At 48.4% G+C, this 20,506-nt stretch carries 20 protein-coding genes; 12 read left to right on the forward strand and 8 right to left on the reverse strand.

The features are described from left to right. Positions 1-27: 27 nt before the first annotated feature. The 3 genes from E3E23_RS01715 to E3E23_RS01725 are packed head-to-tail and all read left to right on the forward strand — an operon-like array spanning position 28 to position 2,885. Entirely contained in the window at positions 28-1,188 is a 1,161-nt protein-coding gene (locus tag E3E23_RS01715) for an aconitase X catalytic domain-containing protein (RefSeq protein WP_167905925.1), read from the forward strand. Between the two features lie 9 nt (positions 1,189-1,197). Continuing rightward, positions 1,198-1,590: a DUF126 domain-containing protein gene (locus E3E23_RS01720; RefSeq protein WP_167905927.1), complete on the forward strand. Its 393-nt coding sequence runs from the start codon at positions 1,198-1,200 to the stop codon at positions 1,588-1,590. Between the two features lie 44 nt (positions 1,591-1,634). Next, positions 1,635-2,885: a site-2 protease family protein gene (locus tag E3E23_RS01725; protein WP_167905929.1), complete on the forward strand. Its 1,251-nt coding sequence runs from the start codon at positions 1,635-1,637 to the stop codon at positions 2,883-2,885. Here E3E23_RS01725 and E3E23_RS01730 read toward each other — a convergent pair. Next, positions 2,875-3,378 (reverse strand): hypothetical protein, encoded by a 504-nt coding sequence (locus E3E23_RS01730; RefSeq protein ID WP_371807511.1) that lies wholly within the window; start codon positions 3,376-3,378, stop codon positions 2,875-2,877. The genes E3E23_RS01725 and E3E23_RS01730 overlap by 11 nt on opposite strands. Before the next feature lie 177 nt (positions 3,379-3,555). Between E3E23_RS01730 and E3E23_RS01735 the strand changes: the two genes are divergently transcribed. Beyond that, positions 3,556-3,732, forward strand: a complete 177-nt coding sequence (locus tag E3E23_RS01735; protein ID WP_167905931.1) for a class III signal peptide-containing protein — start codon at positions 3,556-3,558, stop codon at positions 3,730-3,732. 259 nt (positions 3,733-3,991) lie between these two features. On the opposite strand, the gene E3E23_RS01740 is transcribed toward E3E23_RS01735, so the two are convergent. Beyond that, on the reverse strand, positions 3,992-6,259 hold the full coding sequence (locus E3E23_RS01740) for a glycosyltransferase family 39 protein (protein WP_167905933.1): 2,268 nt from the start codon (positions 6,257-6,259) through the stop codon (positions 3,992-3,994). Then, positions 6,252-7,829: a DUF2079 domain-containing protein gene (locus E3E23_RS01745; RefSeq protein ID WP_167905934.1), complete on the reverse strand. Its 1,578-nt coding sequence runs from the start codon at positions 7,827-7,829 to the stop codon at positions 6,252-6,254. The genes E3E23_RS01740 and E3E23_RS01745 overlap by 8 nt, the downstream gene beginning before the upstream one ends. Before the next feature lie 205 nt (positions 7,830-8,034). Between E3E23_RS01745 and E3E23_RS01750 the strand changes: the two genes are divergently transcribed. The 3 genes from E3E23_RS01750 to prf1 all read left to right on the forward strand — a co-directional run bounded on the left by E3E23_RS01750 (position 8,035) and on the right by prf1 (position 10,165). Next, entirely contained in the window at positions 8,035-8,595 is a 561-nt protein-coding gene (locus E3E23_RS01750) for a HEAT repeat domain-containing protein (protein ID WP_167905936.1), read from the forward strand. An 11-nt stretch (positions 8,596-8,606) separates the two neighbouring features. Beyond that, a complete protein-coding gene (locus E3E23_RS01755) occupies positions 8,607-8,843 on the forward strand; it encodes a pro-sigmaK processing inhibitor BofA family protein (RefSeq protein ID WP_068666657.1) in 237 nt (78 codons plus the stop codon). Between the two features lie 74 nt (positions 8,844-8,917). After that, positions 8,918-10,165, forward strand: coding sequence for a peptide chain release factor aRF-1 (gene prf1 / locus E3E23_RS01760; protein ID WP_167906554.1), 1,248 nt, complete (start codon positions 8,918-8,920; stop codon positions 10,163-10,165). Here the strand turns inward: prf1 and E3E23_RS01765 are convergent. Next, positions 10,159-11,040 carry a dihydrodipicolinate synthase family protein gene (locus E3E23_RS01765; RefSeq protein WP_167905938.1) on the reverse strand — a complete coding sequence of 294 codons (882 nt, stop codon included), beginning with the start codon at positions 11,038-11,040 and terminating at the stop codon, positions 10,159-10,161. The genes prf1 and E3E23_RS01765 overlap by 7 nt on opposite strands. 45 nt (positions 11,041-11,085) lie before the next feature. Beyond that, the gene (locus E3E23_RS01770; protein WP_167906556.1) at positions 11,086-12,984 is read right to left on the reverse strand and encodes an arginine--tRNA ligase; all 1,899 of its coding nucleotides are present in this window, start codon (positions 12,982-12,984) and stop codon (positions 11,086-11,088) included. A 70-nt stretch (positions 12,985-13,054) separates the two neighbouring features. Between E3E23_RS01770 and E3E23_RS01775 the strand changes: the two genes are divergently transcribed. Beyond that, on the forward strand, positions 13,055-13,333 hold the full coding sequence (locus tag E3E23_RS01775; protein WP_167906558.1) for a lipoate protein ligase C-terminal domain-containing protein: 279 nt from the start codon (positions 13,055-13,057) through the stop codon (positions 13,331-13,333). Between the two features lie 5 nt (positions 13,334-13,338). Next, entirely contained in the window at positions 13,339-13,920 is a 582-nt protein-coding gene (locus E3E23_RS01780; RefSeq protein WP_167905940.1) for a stage II sporulation protein M, read from the forward strand. Here the strand turns inward: E3E23_RS01780 and E3E23_RS01785 are convergent. Continuing rightward, positions 13,855-14,985: a DUF354 domain-containing protein gene (locus E3E23_RS01785; protein WP_167906560.1), complete on the reverse strand. Its 1,131-nt coding sequence runs from the start codon at positions 14,983-14,985 to the stop codon at positions 13,855-13,857. The two genes, E3E23_RS01780 and E3E23_RS01785, sit on opposite strands and share 66 nt — an antisense overlap. Before the next feature lie 285 nt (positions 14,986-15,270). On the opposite strand from E3E23_RS01785, the gene E3E23_RS01790 reads away from it, so the two are divergent. After that, on the forward strand, positions 15,271-16,557 hold the full coding sequence (locus E3E23_RS01790) for a UDP-N-acetyl-D-mannosamine dehydrogenase (protein ID WP_167906562.1): 1,287 nt from the start codon (positions 15,271-15,273) through the stop codon (positions 16,555-16,557). Beyond that, positions 16,554-17,687 (forward strand): non-hydrolyzing UDP-N-acetylglucosamine 2-epimerase, encoded by a 1,134-nt coding sequence (gene wecB / locus E3E23_RS01795; RefSeq protein WP_167905942.1) that lies wholly within the window; start codon positions 16,554-16,556, stop codon positions 17,685-17,687. Before E3E23_RS01790 ends, wecB begins: the two co-directional genes overlap by 4 nt. Here wecB and E3E23_RS01800 read toward each other — a convergent pair. Then, on the reverse strand, positions 17,680-18,357 hold the full coding sequence (locus tag E3E23_RS01800) for a hypothetical protein (RefSeq protein ID WP_206205594.1): 678 nt from the start codon (positions 18,355-18,357) through the stop codon (positions 17,680-17,682). The genes wecB and E3E23_RS01800 overlap by 8 nt on opposite strands. Before the next feature lie 42 nt (positions 18,358-18,399). Beyond that, positions 18,400-19,659, reverse strand: coding sequence for a radical SAM protein (locus E3E23_RS01805; protein WP_167905944.1), 1,260 nt, complete (start codon positions 19,657-19,659; stop codon positions 18,400-18,402). 185 nt (positions 19,660-19,844) lie between these two features. On the opposite strand from E3E23_RS01805, the gene E3E23_RS01810 reads away from it, so the two are divergent. Then, positions 19,845-20,345, forward strand: coding sequence for a regulator (locus E3E23_RS01810; RefSeq protein ID WP_167906564.1), 501 nt, complete (start codon positions 19,845-19,847; stop codon positions 20,343-20,345). Positions 20,346-20,506 lie beyond the last annotated feature (161 nt).

Consider the following 20,506-nt stretch of genomic DNA (forward strand, 5'->3'; position numbering starts at 1 on the left):
TCTTTCCCCAGATTCTCTGGTGGTAGAATGTACCTGACCAAAGAGGAAGAACTCATCCTGGCCGGCGAATACGGCTACGCCCTCCAGAAGGCCATGGAGATACTCGTGGCTCTGGGAGAAATCTACGGTGCTGACAGGCTCATTCCAATTAAAAGTGCCCAGGTTGCTGGTGTTTCATACAAAAACATCGGTGACGCTGGAATTGAGTTTCTAAGGGACTTTGCCAACGCTGGGGCAAAGGTGAGCGTCTATACAACTCTAAACCCCGCCGGAATAGGCGACGACGAGTTCATGGAAAAGCAGATGGAAATACTCGAGCTTTACCGCAGGATGGGCATCGAAGTTACGTCCACGTGCACCCCCTACTACGGGGCAAATCTTCCAAAGTTCGGCGATCACTTGGCCTGGAGCGAAAGCTCAGCGGTAAGCTTCGCCAACTCGATTTTAGGTGCGAGGACAAACCGCGAAGGAGGGCCTTCGAGTCTGGCAGCTGCCATAGTCGGCAAAACTCCTAACTACGGCCTGCATCTAGACGAAAACAGGAAAGCAACCGTCATAATCAGCGTTGAGGCAAACGTCAGGACTTTCGTGGACTACGCGGCCTTGGGTTACCACCTTGGAAAAACCCTCGGCAACGATGTGCCATACATCAAAGGCCTGAAGCCCGAGATGACTGAGTATCTCAAAGAGATGGGTGCCGCTATGGCCGCGAGCGGCTCTATAGCTCTATATCATGTGGAAGGTGAGACCCCCGAATATAGAAATGCTATAACTGAGAAGCTCGAAACGATAACCGTCGAGAATTCTGATATCAGAGCCGTTAAGGAGCAGTTCGCCGATGACTGGAGCGAGATCGACATGATTCTGATTGGCTGCCCCCATACTTCCCTAGCGGAAGTTAAGGAAATCGCCGAGCTACTGAGCATGCGCGGGAGACCGCTGAAGATACCGCTCTTCATCACGGCGAGCAGAGCGGTCAAGGCATTGGCAGATTCTCTAGGCTACACTGAGATCATAGAGCGCTACAACGGCAGGATTATTCCCGACATATGCTTCGTAGTCTCACCGATAAAGGGCTGGTACAGAGGAGTGGCCACCAACAGCGGGAAATCAGCCTTCTACTTCCGGTCCTTTGGCTTCAAGGTGAGGCTCGATGATGCGGAGAACCTCATAAAGGAGGCACCGTGAGGTGAGAAAATGAAACTCAAGGGCAGAAAGATAGTCGGTGGCGAGGCTGAGGGGGAACTGATAGTCTCTCAGAAGCCCCTTTCCTTCCTCGGCGGCGTTGACCCCGAGACAGGAATAGTTACTGATGCCGAGAGTGATATAAGGGGCCAGAGCATAGCCGGGAAAATCCTGGCATTTCCACGTGGTAAGGGCTCAACCGTTGGCTCTTACGTTATCTACGCCCTTAAGAAGAACGGAAAGGCACCGAAGGCAATAATCGTCGGTGAGGCCGAGACAATAGTGGCAACAGGAGCTATAATAGCGGGTATTCCTATGGTTGATGGCATAGATGTCTCCAAGCTCAAGAGCGGACAGAGAGTCAGGGTCAAAGCCGACGAGGGACTGGTCGAAGTTGGGGAATAGCCTTTTTAAGGTACTCCTCAATCCATTTTTAGGGAGTGCGGAAAATGCCGAAGGGTATCTACGAATGTATTGACTGTGGCCACAGGGAGGCTCTTGACTCGTCCGAGCCCCTCATTGAAAATGCCTGCCCAAAGTGCGGCGGAGACATGCTCCTCGTTGGATTTCAAGAGGACAAAGAGGGTGTACCGTTTGGAGTTCAGATCGAGAGGCCAATCCTTCCAGAAGACCTCGAAGCAAAGCTGAAAACCTTCTACGAGCTCGAACTAAAGGGGGTAGAGGGAAGTGTCTTCGTTTTTGAGGTTCGTGAGATACATGAGGACAACTTTGAGCGAGTGCTGAGGGAACTGGAAGAATTTGGCTACTGGGGGGCGCTCAAAAAGCGTGAGGGTAAGGTGATACTGTTTGTTTTCCCCGCCCAAGAGGTAAAGGAAAATAATAAGCGGCTCCCTTGGATATTCCTCATCGCGACCATATTCACAACTCTGCTGGCGGGCTATTACCTCTCGACAGGTTACATCGCAACACTGGACTACTATAACCTGCCAGGCATCCGGAATCCATACATTCACGCCGTTGCGTTTTCGATAAGCGTTATGGCTATCCTTGGAACCCACGAGCTGGGGCACAAAATAGCGGCGGCCTATCACGGTGTCAGGGCAACCATGCCATACTTCATTCCATTTCCGAGTATGTTAGGTACCCTTGGGGCCGTTATCAGGGTAAAGTCACCTCTTCCCACGAGGGACGCCGCCATAGACCTTGGTGTCAGCGGTCCCATTGCGGGGTTCTTGGTTGCCATACCGGTGAGTATAATCGGGTTAAGGCTCTCCATTCCAATACCCGCCGACCAGATACCATCAATGGAGGGCGGTATAGCATTCGGGGAAAACATCATTTTTACTCTCCTTGAAAAGTATGTGGTCACGTTCCCCGACAACACTGTGGTTTTCCTCCATCCCGTTGCCATAGCAGGATGGGTTGGTATTCTTGTAACGTTTCTAAACCTCATACCAGCCGCCCAGCTAGACGGTGGACACATAGCGCGGGCTTTCTTGAACGAAAGAACCCACCGCTATCTTACCATGGGCACAGGGATCATGCTTATAGCTATGAGCTACTTCTGGGTTGGCTGGCTTATTTGGGGCATGCTCATACTCCTAATGGGCTCGATTGGGAACCCCGGGGCACTTGATGAGGTCACTCCAATATCAAAGAAAAGACTTGTCTTAGCAGCCATAGCGGTGATAATCTTCCTAGTGTCGGCGACACCAAGACCCCTATGGGTCACTGGCTGACCTTCTTCTCTTTTAGTATCTGTTCTATGTCGTAGTATATGGAGTCCCTTGAGACGCCGAATATTCTTGCTATCTCAGATATGTTGAGAACCCTCGGGTTGTAGTTGAACATTCCTAGGACGTTGGCCAAAAGCTCTCTGCGCTCTTTTATCGTGAACTCTCTAAAGGGCCTCTTCTCCAGGGGGACATTGTAAACGACGACGCCCACAGCGTAGGTTCTCCTCGTGACGGGAGTGGTATAGGTCCCGACCTCAAAGTTCACGACCCGTGCCTCACTTGGCAGAGCCCTGTTGATTTTCTCTAGGGCCTTATTTACTGCTTCCTCTTTGCTTCTCCCGATGGCATATTCCGCAAGGATGCCCTTTTTCATATTGACGCTAGTATCCAGAAGAACAGTTACTGCCAGGTTCATAAACGCACCAAAAGTCAGGGTTATCTTTGAGGACGATATGAAGCCAGGCTTTGAAGAGAGCAGGTTCCTTGACTTAAGCACTATGCTATTTACACAATCCTCAATATTTGAAGATTCACATTGCATATTCATTAACTCCACGTGACCACCCCTGTACTTTCCGCAATATTGCGGATAACTAGCCTAAATTTGAGTAGAAAGCTATATAAGCTTTTTCTGTACATTAGGGTATGGAGTAATTCTCCGGAGGTGAGGAACATGAAGAGGAAGGCCCAGGGTGCAATTGAGTACCTGTTTATGATTGCAGCTGCTCTGATAATAATCCTGATTGTTGTCAGGCAGCTCCAGAACAGGGGCGAGACTGCCTCTACGACCATCGAAGGCGCTGAGGGAGAGATAAGCAGCGTTCTTAGCTCGATGAGTGCCAGCGGTTGAAGTCTTGGCCCTTTTTTTCTATATCAATTACATTTAATTGTCGGACTACATTTAATTGTTGGAATTTACTGAGGGGAAAGTCATGAAAAAACACGCACAAAGTTCCTTGGAGTATGTATTTATGTTCGCCGCAGGTTTACTCATAGTGCTGATAATTCTTGTGGTACTCAGAGACCGTCCACATCATACAGCTGCGCAGCTTGTCGAGTCGGAGGACAATCTAGTTTCCGAGGCACTGAGCGAGTTGCAAAATGGATGATTAATGATCTCTAAGCTCGAGGATTATCTTATCACCGATTATTTCAATCCGGTTATTGGACACTTTTCTAACTTTGATGTCTTTCCCACCAATCAACAAGTGGAAGTCCCCACAATAAACATCAACTGGAGAGTTAGATTCATCGCCAAGTTTTAGGAATTTGTCCTCGCCAAATACTGTTATCTCCCCAGTAAAATTGAATACCAGAGCAGCAGGCACGTCTAAAAATATTAATTGGCTCCCATTTAATAACAATCTAAATGCAACCGAGCTGGAAGCGTTTGCGTACTGAACTGCGAGATAGTCATTCTTATCCAAATCATAGCTCAGCTGAGTGCGGAAATTAAAAGCGGTGTTGTTACTAACTGCGTAGAAATTCGCAATTTCCGTTGAGTTTACCCAAACAACGACCCTACCATTGTAAGTGCTTATATAAAGTGGCCCTGCGGAATTATGAGTAAGCAATCGTGAATACATTTCTAAGATATCCTTGTTATCGTAAGACTCTCCATACAGTAAAGTTGAACCCATCCTCACTGTCGATGCAAAGCTCCGAAGTTGATCTCTGAATTCTTTGTTAACCCAGTTATAATATGCCCAGGTGCTAATGACGAAATATTCAACTCCCTCCTCTTTCAAGATCTTAAGCATCGTACTAACGTTGAGGTCTTCAAGTAAAAGTAAACCAAATGCGTCAATGTAATATGGGACTGTGTTGGCGTCCAGATAGTAAGTATTCATTGGATTTAAGGAATAGGTTGTCCCCAGAGCAATGTCGGCGGATGAGAGGTAGTCCCTAAGATCATCCCTCATCGTTTTTGTGTGAACCGCGTAGATAAACTTTAGATTGCCGTGGGGATACTGGTAAACAATCCCAAAATCAGCCACCAACAGCAATAGAACGAGGAAAAAGCCCAGAGTGCGTACATGTCCTTTTTGAACGATGGAGGGAAGATTGTAAAGAACATCCGCAAGCAGAATATGTATCAACAATAGAAGGGGCAGGATAAACCTGCCTGTGATAATAGATGGAGACACTGCAAAGTACATAAACGCTGTTATTGTTGACAAGACAAGGAGGGATTTGCCCAACGAAGACATTGGGACTTTCTTGGAAAATGCCCAGATAGCCAGTACTAGGAGTGCTAATAGAACAACAGGAAGAATAAACATCCAGAACTCCAGAGTGTTCTTGTAAATATCCTCGAAGAGGTCGCTAACGAATATGAAGAAGTTTATTATCGGGAAGCTCCTCCCACCCTGTATCAAATATGTCTGGGAGAGATAATCAGTGCTAATCGCAATTCCTAACAATCCTTCCACGATTATTTTGGGCAAAAAGAATGCTGAAGCCAGAAGCAAGACGCGTTTTAGATTATGAAGTGAAAAGCTAATCATGTCTTTTACTTGGGGAAGATACGAGCAGTTGAATATTTTCAATGTCAGACTGCCCCAGAGGACAAGGAGAACCATTATGGGGATTATCTGATCCCAGTAAACGATCCTATGAATACCCGGCACCACAACAACAGCCCTAACATACCAGCTTGGCCATAGGATAACAGTTGCCATAACCAGGAGAATCATGATGAGGTATGTTGTCGCTAGTATAAAGACCTGTCGTTTGTTAAAAATAACCCCTATTGCACCATGTAAGTATGAAATAATGCGTTCACTTTTGTTGAATAGTATTAGGACGTAGAGTGCAAGTGCATACGGAAGAATTGTGAATTTGGATGTGCTTCCGAGACCCACCCAAAATAACGCAATATACGCATATTTTTCATCTTCTGTTTTTATGTACCTGATAAAATAGTAAACAGACAGCAGAGTGAAAAATTCAATTGAAGATTCATGGAAAACCAAGGAGTTTACCTGAATTAAAAGAGGATCGAGGGCCAGCAATCCCGAAAGGATAATGCCCAGTTTCCAATCTTTAATCTCCTTGCCAATGTAGTAAGCTATGATCAGTGATAGCAGACCAAAGAAAACTGATAGCGCCCGTCCAGTTATATAATTGTCGCCAAATACCCTTAGCCAGACAGCAAGGAGATAATAATAGAGGGGAGGATGAACCGCAAAAATATCCCTGTAAGGGAGATAACCATGGTTAATCAGCCGTGCAATTAGGAGATACGTACCCTCGTCATAGTCATAGTATTCGCTCATGGATTCAAACATAAGCAGGCGAAGGAGTATGTAAGCAAAGAATATCATACTTAACAAGGTATATCTATACACTGAGTCCTTATGATCCAGCTTACCCATCTTCACTCCTCCTCTCACATTCGGTGATTTTCTCCAGAAGTTTTTCATGGATGCATTCTCTACCAGCTTCAGATGGATAAGGATACATCGAATAGCATTCAAGGATGATTTTAGATGCATTAACTATTATTAGGTTATCGTATTCACTCTTTTTGAGATACGTTATGTCTTTGTTATAACTCGGCCTCGTGGACTCAATTAGGATAATCGTTTTATTGTCTATGTATGTTGAGTTAAATGGAGTTACTATATAGTAAGTATCCAGCCTGTTAGCTAAATGAGGAAACAGCTCATTATGAGTCGATATTGGGCATTGACTTTGTTGAAGATATTCAACTATCTCGTCAATTACGCCGAAATATGAGTTTCCAACTCTCCACATATAAAGTAGTTGGGTAATCCTATATCCAGACACATAGTCGGTGTCAATTACATGAAACGCCGGAGAAAAAAGTAACATTGTCAAGAATGGAATCACTAAAATTTTTTTCAGAGTTACAGAGTATGTATTTGTAAAATCTCTATAGGCAACCTTGATGGTTATTGCTTCCAAATCTTTCAATCCATAGACGATCATTATAAACAACAATGGAATTAACATGTATGGGTATTGATATCCAATCATCATTTGGTAATCGTTGTTAGACAATATATTTTCGAGCCATAGTGGCAACGTAGCTAGGAATAACCTTGGTTTTAACAGGGGCAAAAAACCAAGGGACGTGAGGATTACCAAGATATATCCTAATACTAGCTTTCCATTGATATTAATATGGAAGTAGTACACCTCACCAAGTTTATTATCTGAGAAGTAGGGGTATCCCATAGGATTAAACATTGGCACTACTACAAACATGCTAATTAATATCCACAGGATGCCTATAGATATAAGCACTGTTGGCATTTTCTTTGTTTTGAGGATTTTAGTCCAATTTCGGATGTTTAGAAGATCCCTAACAGTATAATCCCCAAAAATATACACCAAGCCCAAACTTATTAATGCCAAACCCGCATCTTCCTTCACGGTAAGAATTACCAGTGCAGATAATAGGGCTCTGAAATACTCATGTTTCTCAAGGTAATAAGCTGTCAGAAAGATAAAAGGAACCGCAAGGCTAACTGGGTGAAAATTGAACCTATTAATCCCGTGTACTGCAGGATTCATAAGATATAGAAGGACAACAAAGGTAGCTTTCTTCTCGTCATTCGTTACGAGATAAGCAAACTTAAACAACGGATAAGCTGCAAGACCCAAGGCGGAGGTCTGAATAATCAGGAGAGTCTCAGCGTATGGAAATAACTTATACAATGGAACAAGAAGAAGTAGTATGGGCTGATTATGTGTACCGAAGTGGGAGTACACTCCCAAATCCTGCCATTCTCCGGTATTAAACAATAAACCTTGATTATGAGCAGTTGTCCAGAGTGACTGTAGGAAAATGCCCAAATCATAACCTGAAGTCAGGTACACATAATGTCTAAGAATTGAGTATACCGAAAAGAAAGTTATGTAACCAAAGACAGCCAGATGAACATAAAATAAGGATTTTTTTGTTCCAGTCTTTATCACCACACCACCAGAGAAAACAAACTCGGCACATCCTTAAAAATATTGTTGAGGAGACATCCTAATGTAGAATAACACAATATTCCACAATGATCACGGATAAGGAGACAAACTTCTTCAGAATTAACTTCTGATAATGTGCCAAAGATACCCATACCCAAAAAGATTTTTAACAAGCTCAACTAAAAATAAATGTAAGGGTGATACCATGGGCTTCCTCTCATTCGGCTCAAAAAAGGATAAAATAAAAAAACTCATAGAGGAGGAGCGCTTTAATGACATCCTCACAATGGTTCTAAAAGATAAGAAGGCACTTGACGGCCTTATTGAGCTCCTTGACGACAGTGTGCCCGGGATTCGAGGAGATGCCCTTCTCATTCTGGGAACGATTGCGGAACAGCGAAGTGATGTGCTTGAGCCTTACCTTGAGAAAGTCTTTCCCAAAGCCATTGAGCTCACAAAGAACAGAAACCCTTACGTAAAGGAAAATGCGATGGTGCTATCCTATGAACTTGTCCGTAGATTTCGAACTAGAATATTGGGGCTCAAAGGGACAATTGTCAGTGATCTAATCGAAGAACTCAAAGAGGGAGATAAGAACATCCGGGGCTTTGCATTGATGTTGCTCGGTGAGCTCGACGCTAAAGAGACCAGGGAGTACGTTGAGGAGTTCGTCAACGTTGAAGACAAAGTCATACTACCATTTGAGGGCAAGAAGTGGGTTACCCTCGGACAAATTGCCCGCGAAACCCTTGAAAAACTCTCCTGAGAGGTGATCGTATGATTGAAACGCTGTTGTTTTTGTTCCTGCTTGCGTTTGTCCTGTACTTAGTTTTTAAATTGACCATAGCCATCCTGAAGTACCTGATTACCAACGCAGTTATCGGCCTGATACTCCTGTGGATACTGAACGCGGTCGGAATAGCGAACGTTCCGTTCACCTTCATAAATATCCTGATAGTAGCCGTTGGAGGGGTCTTCGGGGTAATCCTTCTCATGATACTCTCGTGGCTCTAGCCACATCTAAATCTTTATAAGTACCCTTTTCGTGCCCTTCTTGGAGCGAGAGAAGGTTTTGGAAGGTGATGCTCATGTCTCACAAATCAGCCGAAATGTACGAACTCAAGAAGAAGGTCGAGGAACTGAAGAGTTATCGAGGTCGAGCGACCGAGCTCGTCTCCCTCTACATACCAGCAGGCTATGATATAAACAAGGTCATGCAGCAGCTTAGGGAGGAGTACGGGACGGCTCAGAACATCAAGTCAAAGTCAACTAGGAAAAACGTTCTCGGTGCCTTAGAAAGGGCCATGCAGCACCTCAAACTCTACCGCAAGACCCCTGAGACGGGACTCGCGCTCTTCGTCGGAAACGTCAGCGAGCAGGAGGGAGTCAGCGACATCAAGCTCTGGGCAATAGTCCCCCCAGAACCGCTCAAGGTTAGGCTCTACCGCTGCGATCAGACGTTTGTAACTGAACCCCTCGAGGAGATGCTCCGCGTCAAAGACGCCTACGGCCTCATCACTGTCGAGAAGAACGAGGCCACCATCGGTCTGCTCAGAGGCAAACGTATTGAAGTTATTGACGAGCTCACCTCGAACGTTCCAGGAAAGACCCGTGCCGGTGGTCAGTCAGCGAGGCGTTACGAGAGGATTAGGGAGCAGGAGACCCACGAGTTCATGAAGAGGATCGCCGAACACGCCACCAAGGCTTTCCTGCCGCTCCTTGAGAAGGGAGAGCTGAAGGGCATCATTGTCGGTGGTCCTGGACCGACCAAGGAGGAGTTCGTTGATGGGGACTACCTGCACCACGAGCTGAGGAAGAAGGTGATAGGTGTCGTTGACATCAGCTACCACGGCGAGTACGGCCTAAGGGAGCTCGTTGAGAAGGCCAGCGACATGCTGAGCGAGCACGAGGCCGTCAAAGAAAGAAAGCTCATTCAGGAGTTCTTCAGGCATCTCGTCAAGGACACTGGCCTAATAACCTACGGTGAGAGGGAAATCAGGAAAGCCCTCGAGCTCGGGGCAGTGGATACTCTCCTCATCAGCGAGGGCTACGACAAGGTCAGGGTTAGGGCAAAGTGCAATGCCTGCGGCTGGGAGGAGCTCAAAACTATGAGTGAGAGCGAGTTCCACGTTTACAAGAAGAAGCTCACCCACTGCCCCAAGTGTGGCAGCCAGAACCTAAGCTTCGAGAAGTGGGACGTCGCAGAGGAGCTCATAAAGATGGCAGAGGAAAGCGGCTCCGATGTGGAGATAATCTCCCTCGACACTGAGGAGGGCCAGCAGTTTTACAAGGCCTTTGGAGGACTTGGAGCTTTCCTGAGGTACAAGATTCAGTAGAGCACTTTCTTGAGGAGTTTCCTTATCTCTTCTTTCACATTGTCTCCGTCAATCACATATGGCGGCCTCAGAACTGGCTTTATGGAGAATCCCCTGATGTTCATCGCGAGCTTTATCGCCGAACCGAAGGAAGAGGCCAAATCGTAAACCTTCGAAAGCTCTGTTAGCTTTCGGGCGTAAAGGAATGCATCCTCAAAACGCTTTTCCTGGAACGCCTTGTAGAGTTCCAGGTGCAGCTCCGGGGCAAAGTTGGCGCAGGCCATTATCCCGCCATCTCCACCTAGGATGAGGGTGTTCAAGAAGTGCTGGTCAAGGCCGGTGAATACCACAAAGTCCTCCCGTTCGCCTTTAACCTCCAGGATTACTTCCCTGATGTGGTTTACGCTGTCTATCGTCTCCTTAACGCCAGCTATATTCGGATACTCGAGGGCAAGCCGCTTGATAAGCTGAACGCTCAGAGGGTTCGCGCAACTCGGGATGTTGTAAAGGATTATTGGAATATCGGTGCTCTCAGCCACCATCGAGTAGTGCCTGAACAGGGCCTCCTCCTTTAGTGGACAGTAGTAGGGTGGAGCTATTACAACGTAGTCCGCGCCAATGTCTCGGGCGTGTTTAGTTAGTTCTATAACCTCAAAGGTGTTCGTAGAGGCTGCTCCCACAAGGTAGAAAGCGGAATTAACAAGTTCACGTCCCTTTTCAGCCAGGAATTTTCTTTCTTCAAGGCTTAAACTTGTGAATTCACCGGTGGTTGCGTTGATGAATATCCCGTGGACGCCTACCTTCTGGAGGAAGTCTATGTGCTCCTCAAGGGCAGGGACATCAATGGAGTAATCTTCGTTGAAGGGTGTTACAAGGGGTACTATAACACCGCGCATGACATCACCAGAAAAGTTAGAAAGAGGGAGGTATTTTAGCTTTTCTCACATCTTCTCGGGGGCTTCTATGCCGAGCAGCGCGAGTGCGTTTCTGAGCACTCCTTTCGTGGCCAGCACGAGGAGCAGGCGCTCTTCCCTTACCCCGTCCTCGGCCTTGAGAACTGGATGATCCATGTAGAACTTGTTGAAGAGCGAAGCTAATTCATTGGCATACCAGGGGATGAGGTGAGGCTTGATGTCCCTTCCAGCCTGCTCGACAATCTCCGGGAACTTTGCAAGGAGCTTTATCAGTTCCTTCTCCCTGCGGGTGAGCTTTGAGAAGTCCGCCTTCTCGATCAGGTTCTTCCAGTCTGTGGAGATTCCCGAGCTTTCTGCCTTCCGCAGTATTGAGGCACAGCGCGCGTGGGCGTACTGGACGTATGGGGCACTCTCTCCCTCGAAATTCATGACGTCCTCCCAGCGGAAAGTGATTATCTTCTCTGGGCTGTACTTGACGAGGTTGAACCTTATGGCACCGACTCCGACGGCTTCGGCTATCTTTTCCTTCTCCTCCTCGCTCAGGTTGGGGTTCTTTTCCTCGACGAGCTCTTTGGCACGCTTTACAGCCTCATTGAGCACCTCATCAACGGTAAAGCCAACCCAAGTTCCCTTCCTGCCGCTGAACTTCCCTTCTGGCCTGACCACGTGCTCGTAAGCGAGATGGTGGAAGTTCTCGTAAGCATCTTCGAAGCCCAGAAGCTTGAGGGCGTACGCCACCGCCCTCTGGGGATACTTCTGCTCAGCACCGATGACGTTGATGACTATATCCGCCTTTCCAAAGCGGTCGCTCGGCCCGCCATCCTTTGCGGTGGTCCAAGTTTCGTGCTCCTTGTGCCTGTCCCAAATCTTGTAGAGCATGTCCGCCTTTACCTTACCAAACTTCCAGAGGTGGTAGGCTATGTCCTTGCCAGTGTAGGTCGCAGTTCCGTCGCTCCTGATGAGCACCATGTCGGGATTCTCCATGTCGGGGAAGAGCTTGCCAAGCTTCATTATGAACGCTCCGGCATATTTGCCCTCTTTTGCCCACTCAAAGTTTTCGTTCTTCTCGATGAGGCTGTAAGCCTCCTCGAAGATCCCGCTCCTGACTATGTCGCTCTCCCAGCTCAGGAGGTCGTAGGCGATGTTCATTCTGTAAGTTGTTTCCATTTGGGCCCTGACGCAGAGCTCGGCCAGCTTTCTGCCCGCTTCGGCTATCTCGTTATCGCCCTCCTCGAGCTTTTTCATCAGCTCCCTGACCTGCTTCTCGACCTCGGGGTCTTCTTCAAGCCTCTTGTGAACCTCAACATAGAGCAGACCAAGCTTATGATCAAGCTTATCGATGGGTGCATCCACCGAGTCGATCCCTATGTTCAAGTAGCCCCAGAGCACCTGGGCGAACTGGACGCCAAGGTCATCGATGTAGTTCTGAACCTCAACGTTATAACCCAGGGCCCTCATGATTCTCGCCATAGTATCGCCGAGAACTGCATTCCTCGCGTGACCCATGTGGAGCGGTTTGGTCGGGTTGACGGAGGTGTGCTCTACGATGACTTTCTTTCCCTTTCCGAGCTTGCTCTCGCCGTAGCGCTCGCCCATGCTAAGAATCTCGCTGATCAAGTTCCTTCCAAAGCGCTCGTAGTCGAGGAAAAAGTTGATATACCCATTTACGGCCTCGACTTTAGCTATCTCTTCGGGGAGCTTCCCGTCTATGCGCTTCACGATTTCCTCAGCTATGAGCTTGGGGGCCTTCCTGAAGACGCGCGCCAGCTGAAATGAAACCGTTGTGGCAAAGTCGCCGAACTCTATGCTTGGGGTTTCGTCAAACGTAATCTCACCTTCCCACTCCTTCCCGCTCTCCTTGAGCATCTTCTCGAGTTCTTCCATTAAGATGAGCTTGGCTTTCTCCTTAACCTCCGTGTATCCCATCACTATCACCGCAACCACTTCGACCCAACCTTTAAAAAGTTCTCCGCGGAGTTTACTCCTGGGGATGGATATGAAACACCATGTCGGCGAGCACAAGGCCAGAAAGGGCCTGATAAGGGTTGAGATTGATGAGGAAAACGGAATCGCGGAGAACGTGAAGATTACGGGGGACTTCTTCATCCACCCAGAGGAAACCATCGGCGAGCTTGAAAAGGAGCTCAAAGGGCACAAACTGGAGGAGCTTGAGCACGTTATAGACGAGTTCTTCGCGGTGAGGATGGACATAGGGATGCCCTACGTGAACGTTGAGGACTTCAAGATAGCCATCAAAAACGCCCTTAAGGATTAAGGGTGATGCCTTTGGCCCTCGAACTGGGAAAGAAATCTCCGCGCCGTATTTTCATCATGCTTCTCTTCGTTTTTCTGGGACTGGCGTTCATAGGATACGTCTTCGCTGTAGGCAATCCCGACGCAGCTGTGAACATCACCCAAAAAATCGGGGAGGAAATAGGGCCCGTTTCGGACTCAGATTTCAAGAACTTCGTCATGATATTCACCAACAACTCCATGGTTGCGGCCTTCATGGTGCTCTCCGGCTTACTCTTTGGTCTCGGCCCATGGTTCATAATGGCCTTCAACGGCTTTATCGTTGGTGTTGTAGTGAGGGCAGTCCAGCTCACGGGAAACATTTCAACGACGCAGATACTCCTCGGGCTGATACCCCACGGAATTGTCGAAATTCCAGCGCTCGCCATTGCCGGAACGGCTGGAATAATGTGGTATCAGGAGATAGTTCACGGAGAAGGTGAAATAGGGGGGAGATTTAAAAGAGGTGCTTTAAGGGCGCTTAAGCTTTTTGGAATCTCAGTGCTACTTCTCATCGTTGCGGCGTTCATCGAGGCCTATGTAACCCCTAGCATCGCTGGCATTGGTTGATTCCCCAATTTTTATCGTCTTGAACGTTCCAAGCTCTTCGTAGGTCTCTATCTCCCTGAGGATAACGTCCATTGGGTTTTCAAAGCCGCTAACAATGCTCCTTATGTAGGCTCTGTAACTGCCGTTGAGTTCCATCATGCGCTCAGCCATCCTTGCCACTTCCACTGGATCAGTTGAGTGGAACTTAAGCCCCTTCTCCACGAGCCACTTGGTGACGGCCAAGAGCTTGCCAGGATATGTGGATATCGTGGGAGTTCCTAGGGCGATAGCTTCCCTGTTCATCGTTCCGCCAGCGCCTATCATGAGCTTGGCATAATAAAGAAGGCTAAGGCTGTCAACGGCATGTTCTGGAATTATAACGTTGGAAAATCTTTCGAACCTTTTTCTCTGGCTCTCGATCCTCGGGAAGAGAACTATCGGGACTTCTGGCAGGAGGGGAATCACGCCCTCGAGAATGCTCTTTTCAGAATCTCCGTTGAAGTAGTTGGCCTTTATCGGCTCCGTGCGCATCACGATGTAGCCGTTTTTCTTTAAACCCAGCTCCCTAAGGACTTTTTTATCGGGAACAAAGCCGTAGAGATGTGCAAGTTCTGAAAAGCCTTTCACAGGGCGCATGCCGTTTGGATCTGCACCGCACTTGAGCAGCTCGTAGGCGTCTATGGCCATGGGGTAAATCAAGAGGCTCGTGTATGGCAGGATGAGCTTGTTCTGAGCCACGGCAGTCTCGTTGTCAACGAAGCCGATGGAGGGTATCCTAAGTCCGAACGCAACCCGTGGTGCCTCTGCGGAATGTTTGTACAGGGCCAGATCGGGCTTTTCCTCGATTATAAGCTTGGAGAGTTTGTACATTCTCTCTGCGCTCATGAGAAGCTTGCCCTCGAGAGTAGCACCTCCATGGCGGCCAATGACGTAGTAATCGAATCCAAACATGTCAAGGATATCCGTCAGCCCGTCAAACTCCCTGGTTGTTATAAGAACCTCGTGCCCAGATTTCTCCAGCTCCCTGATTACACCCTTGAAAAAGTGAACGTGAGGAGCATTGGTGATGTCTATCCATATCTTCATCCCACTCACCTATCTATTGGACATTCCTGTTCAATTATAAGGCTTTCCCAAAAACGGTTGTGGGGCCTTCTTTTTGAAGTTTTTGTATGGCGTTTTGAGCTAAAAAAACGTTTAAAACGCTTTCTTTCGATGAAATTGAAGTTGTGAAAAACCTAGAGAGAGCCAAAAGAGGGTGCGGGGTTAAAAATACTACAGACGTCCTGCATAGGGCTGAAATCCGGCCAGAAATCGTTTTTTGGAAAAGACTTTTATTCCCAAGAGTACCACCGTCGATAGGTGAGAGTAATGCGAGAAAAGATAGAGAACCGAACCGCCGAACTCGCCGTGATAGGACTAGGATACATAGGACTCCCAACGGCCATAATGTTCGCCAACGCGGGTTTCAGGGTAACGGGACTAGAGATTCGGGAGGATGTTGTTGAAAAAATAAACTCCGGTCATGCCCATATAATTGAGCCTGAAATCGACGAGCTTCTACAGAATGCCCTTAAAAATGGCAACCTGAGGGCGACCTCGAATCCTGCGGATATAAAGGGGAAGGATGTTTACATAATCTGCGTCCAGACCCCGCTCAAGGATGACAAAACTCCCAATCTGAGCTATCTCGAGAGCGCTGTGAGAACTGTAGCTGGGGCCATGAAAAAAGGCTCACTCGTCATAATAGAGAGCACCGTTCCTCCTCTCACAACGGCCAAGATGGCCACACTGATAGAGGAGCTGACCGGTCTAAAAGCTGGTGAGGACTTCTACATGGTTCACGCCCCGGAGAGAGTAATGCCGGGCAGAATTTTCAAAGAACTGGTGTACAATTCAAGGATCTTTGGGGGCATAACTCCCGAGAGTGCCGAGCTTGCCGAACTCCTCTACCGCTCCTTCGTAAAGGGACAGACGTTCAAGACGAGCTCGACCGTTAGTGAAGTCGTTAAGCTTATGGAGAACACGTTCAGAGACGTCAACATCGCCCTAGCCAACGAGTTCGCCTTCCTCGCCCACCAGTATGGGATAAACGTCTTCGAGGCAATAGAGCTTGCGAACACCCATCCAAGGGTCAGAATCCACATCCCCGGCATAGGTGTCGGCGGCCATTGCCTGCCCAAAGATCCACATTTACTCATCTGGCCAGCCAAGGAGGACTTCGGCTTGATAAGGTTAGCAAGGGAGATAAACGACAGCATGCCTCTCTTCACGAAGGACTTGCTCTTCAAAGCCTTCAGAGAGATAAACCTGCCCCCAGAAGAGGCAGTTGTAACTATCTTGGGGCTCGCCTACAAAGGAAACTCAGACGACACAAGAAACTCCCCGGCGTCTGCCCTCATAGAGGCCATAAGGGATGACGTTGGGGAGATAAGAACCTACGACCCCTACGTGGGCGGAACGCACGAGAGCCTCGAAGCCGCCGTCAGTGGTGCCGACGCCGTCGTGATAGCCACCGATCACACGTCCTTCAAAGCCATAAACTGGGAGGAGCTTGGAAAGATCATGCGGAATAAGATCCTCATCGATGGCCGGCACGTGGTCAAGGAACCCCCCAAGGGATTCATCTTCAAGGGCATCGGGAGGGGCGAGTATTGAAGCCAGCCTTCGTCTTCGGAACCAGGCCGGAGATAATCAAGCTCGCTCCCGTTATCAGGGCGTTTGAAGAGATGGGCATCGAACCTCTACTGGTTCACACCGGCCAGCACTACGACTACGAGATGAGCAGTGTATTCCTCGAGGAGTTAGAGCTCAGGAAGATAGACTACCACCTTGAAGTTGGTTCTGGAACGCAGGCCGAACAGACGGGAACAGCAATGATTAAGATCGAGAAGGTTCTGATGAAAGAAAAGCCCGACGTCACGCTCGTTCAGGGCGATACGAACACAGTCCTTGCCGGCGCACTGGCAAGCGTCAAGCTGAAAATCCCCGTTGCCCATGTTGAAGCTGGCTTAAGGAGCTTCGACAGAACGATGCCTGAGGAGATAAACAGGATTTTAGCGGATCACGCAAGTGAGGTTCTCTTTGCCCCGACGGAAGAGGCGAGGGAAAACCTCGAGCGTGAGGGCATAACTGAGAACGTTTACGTCGTGGGCAACACCGTTGTTGACGCAGTCCTCCAGAACGCAGAGATAGCCGAGAGGAAGAGCGATATTCTGGAGAGGCTTGGCCTCAAAAGCAGGGAATACATCCTCATCACGGCCCACAGAGCTGAGAACACGGACAGCAAGGAGAATCTCAGAAGGCTCTTGGAAATCCTTGAGGCGCTGCCGATTAAGGCCGTCTATCCCATGCATCCCAGAACGAGGAAGAGGCTCGAGAGTTTCGGCCTCTGGGAACGTGTTGAGGCGATAGAGAACCTTATTGTCACGAAGCCGCTTGGATATCTCGACTTCTTAAAGCTCCAGAAGAACGCGAAAATAGTTATGACAGACTCCGGCGGGATTCAGGAGGAGAGCATAATCCTGAACGTGCCCTGCCTGACCCTCCGCTACAACACCGAGAGACCGGAAACTGTGAAAGCCGGCGGCAACGTCCTCGTTGGCCTCGAAAAGGAGAGAGCCCTGAGCTACGTCGAGAGACTTCTGAGCGATGAGGAGTTCTACAAGAAGATGGCGAGTGCTCCAAATCCCTTCGGCGATGGAAAAGCGGGCGAAAGAATTGCCGAGATACTGCTGAAGCTGTACAAAATGGAAAAATTAAAAGTCAGGAGTTCAAGGTTCATTTAGCCTCGTTATCACTAAGCAAGAAGTTCTTGAGCTGGGAGGATATCTCGTTTGCCACCATCTCGTATGGATTTGCCTGGCTCAACTTCCCAACTTTTGCCTTAAGGTTCCACCAGTAGGCAACATTGCAGTCCCTGTTGACTATGTGTTCGTATACCATTCTCTTTGAACTCACCTGGCAGAGTTCTCCAGCGAAGGTAGATATTGCATCTTTGGACAGGTCAAAAGCCCTTGTTGCATTGATTATTGACTTCGCATCTCCATCGTAGGAGTAGTAGAGTATTCCAGAAAGGGCAACCTCGCGAGAAAGCACCCCGTTGCTCCACTCCGTATAGGGGAAGAACGCCACGACGAGCCTTCCTTTCAGGTCGTACTTGGACACATCGTTAACAACGACAGCTTTGAGTCCCTGAGACCTAACGACCTCAACGAGGGCCTTTGTAATGTAGTTCTTGTATGGCTCAGGTGCCCAAACTGCTATATACACAACTCCAGGGTTCTCCGGGGCGTACTTCCAGGTGGTACTGTTGTCTACAATCGTTGTTCCGTCCTGCTGTGCCGCTCCTGAGTAGTCTGAGATGACATAGGACTCACTTGCGAAGGCCACACCAGCAATCGAAAGGACTATCAGCGCGGCAATGCCCACAACTAAGAGGGCGCGTTTCATTTCCAACACCTAGATTTATTTAGGCAGTTACTTTAAAGAGTTATTGTCCTAGACTTCGGTTCCAATGTAAATCCCATGCCTCGTTCTCACTATCTTGATTTTTATCCTGTCACCGACCTCAGCATCTGTATTGATGACCTCAATGAGCCTGTTTCTGGCCTTAGCCAGCATCTCACCCTGGATTCTGCCTGGCAGAACAACCTCGGCCTTTACAACCTCCCCTGGCCTGAAGGCAAGGGGGATAAATTCACGCTTCTCCATGCCAAAGTGCTTAGGCTTCAGAACGAGGGGCTTCATTCCAGTTTTCCTCTCCAGCTCGCGGAGCCACTCGTAAAACTTCTTGAACGGCACGAGCTTGGCTATAGTTGGATTCCTGCCAAACTTGTAGGGGATGTAGTTCTGGAAGCCGAGAGCAGGCCATCTCTTACCTGCTCCAATCCTCCTCGCGAACTCAATGAAAGCCTCGGCCTCGTTGTCGTTGATGCCAAAGATTATGACCGGGGCGAGGAGGACGTCGATGCCCGCATTCACCAAAGCCTCGGCCATGTCCAGGACGTGCTGAAGGTCGTAGTCTTTCCGTCCCATAAGCATCTTGGCCTTCTCTGGGTCAAGGGAATGGAGTGAGAGGTTCACCCTATCGAGACCCGCCTCGGCAAGTTCTTCCACGAGTTTATCGTTCAGCAGAGTCCCGTTGCTCTGCATCGAGATTACCCTAACGTTCGGATGCTCCCTTAGGGCCTGAACTAGCTCCACGCTAAAAGGATAGAGAAGCGGCTCTCCTTGGCCGTCGAGATGTGCCTCCAGGCCTTTACCCTTGATTCTGGCCACGTCGTCAAACCATTTCATCAGATAGTCGACGTCCACCACGTAGTCGAGCTTCCTCGTCCTAGAGTAGGGCCCCTCATCGACGGAGCAGAAGATGCAGCTCATGTTGCAGCCGCTGACTCCCCTCACCTGAATAAGGTTTGTGCCCCTGTCTATCAAACCAAAGGCGTTATAGCCAAGGAGGGGAACGTCCATCCCCTCGTGAACGTAGAGGACTTTTCTCTTGGTGTAGCGGTTCCTGAGGAGTGCACCGAGGTTGTTCTGGATGTATATCACGATGTACTTCTCTATTTCGGGATAATCAGTATCGATGATGAGCGCCCCGTCTCTCACGCTTATGTCCGGGAAAACCTTATACTTCCTCCTCAGAACCCTCTTGAGTTCATCTTTTTCGAAGTCAGCGTAGAGCGTCCTCCTCCAGATTAACCTCACACTCTCACCGAGGTCTTCAAAGATAGTATGTGGGAGCCTCACCTCAATCATAGTCTCCAGTTCCCGGACTCTTTTAAAAATCCGCCGATGGATAAAAAATCCGGTCAGGGATGAAGCTTTAAGGCCATTCTGCCAAATTTTTTAAAGGGAGACCCTTTGCCATCATGCGGGCATGGAAACATTTTAATATTATTGAATTAAACAGTCTAATGATGGACTACTGTGGGGGAGTGCACATGTGGGGAAAGATTGAGCATTACTTTGATGAATATCCCGTCAGAAAGCAGATTGCCAAGACCCTCCTCAAGTACGGCCTTCGTGTGTCAGACGACATGAAGATTAAGGCCGGGGACATCGAGGTTCCCTACACAAAGATAGCCAAGGCCCTCGACGTCGACAGGCGCGTTGTGAAGGAGACTGTCGGGATGATACTCAAGATACCCGAGCTGAAGGAGATTTACACCAACCTCGAACCCACGGTTCACATGAAGTACGTCGGAAGGCACGTCGGCTACGGCGTTATCGAAATCGAACCCGAGCCAAGGGCCATAGGAATACTCGCCAAGATAGCCCAGAAGATAGCCGAGAGAGAAATCAACATCGTCCAGGTGGTTGCCGAAGATCCGGAGCTCTACCCAGAGGCAACACTCACGATAATCACCGAGAAACCCATACCGGGTGACCTGATAAACGAGCTCTCCAAGCTTGAGGGAGTCAAGAGGATTTCGATTTATTGAATTCTCTCTTCTCTCTTACTAATTTGTTGGCTGAAGTTTTCTTCAACTTTCCCAACTTTTGGTAAACAAATTTGAGGAGTTCGTGGCTTCTATAAAGTCATGCGCCCTGAGGGACTCTTCTTGGCATCATAGAACAAATCTGCTGTCCCCATTTTAACCAA

Source organism: Thermococcus sp. CX2 (genome assembly GCF_012027555.1).
GTDB lineage: Archaea > Methanobacteriota_B > Thermococci > Thermococcales > Thermococcaceae > Thermococcus.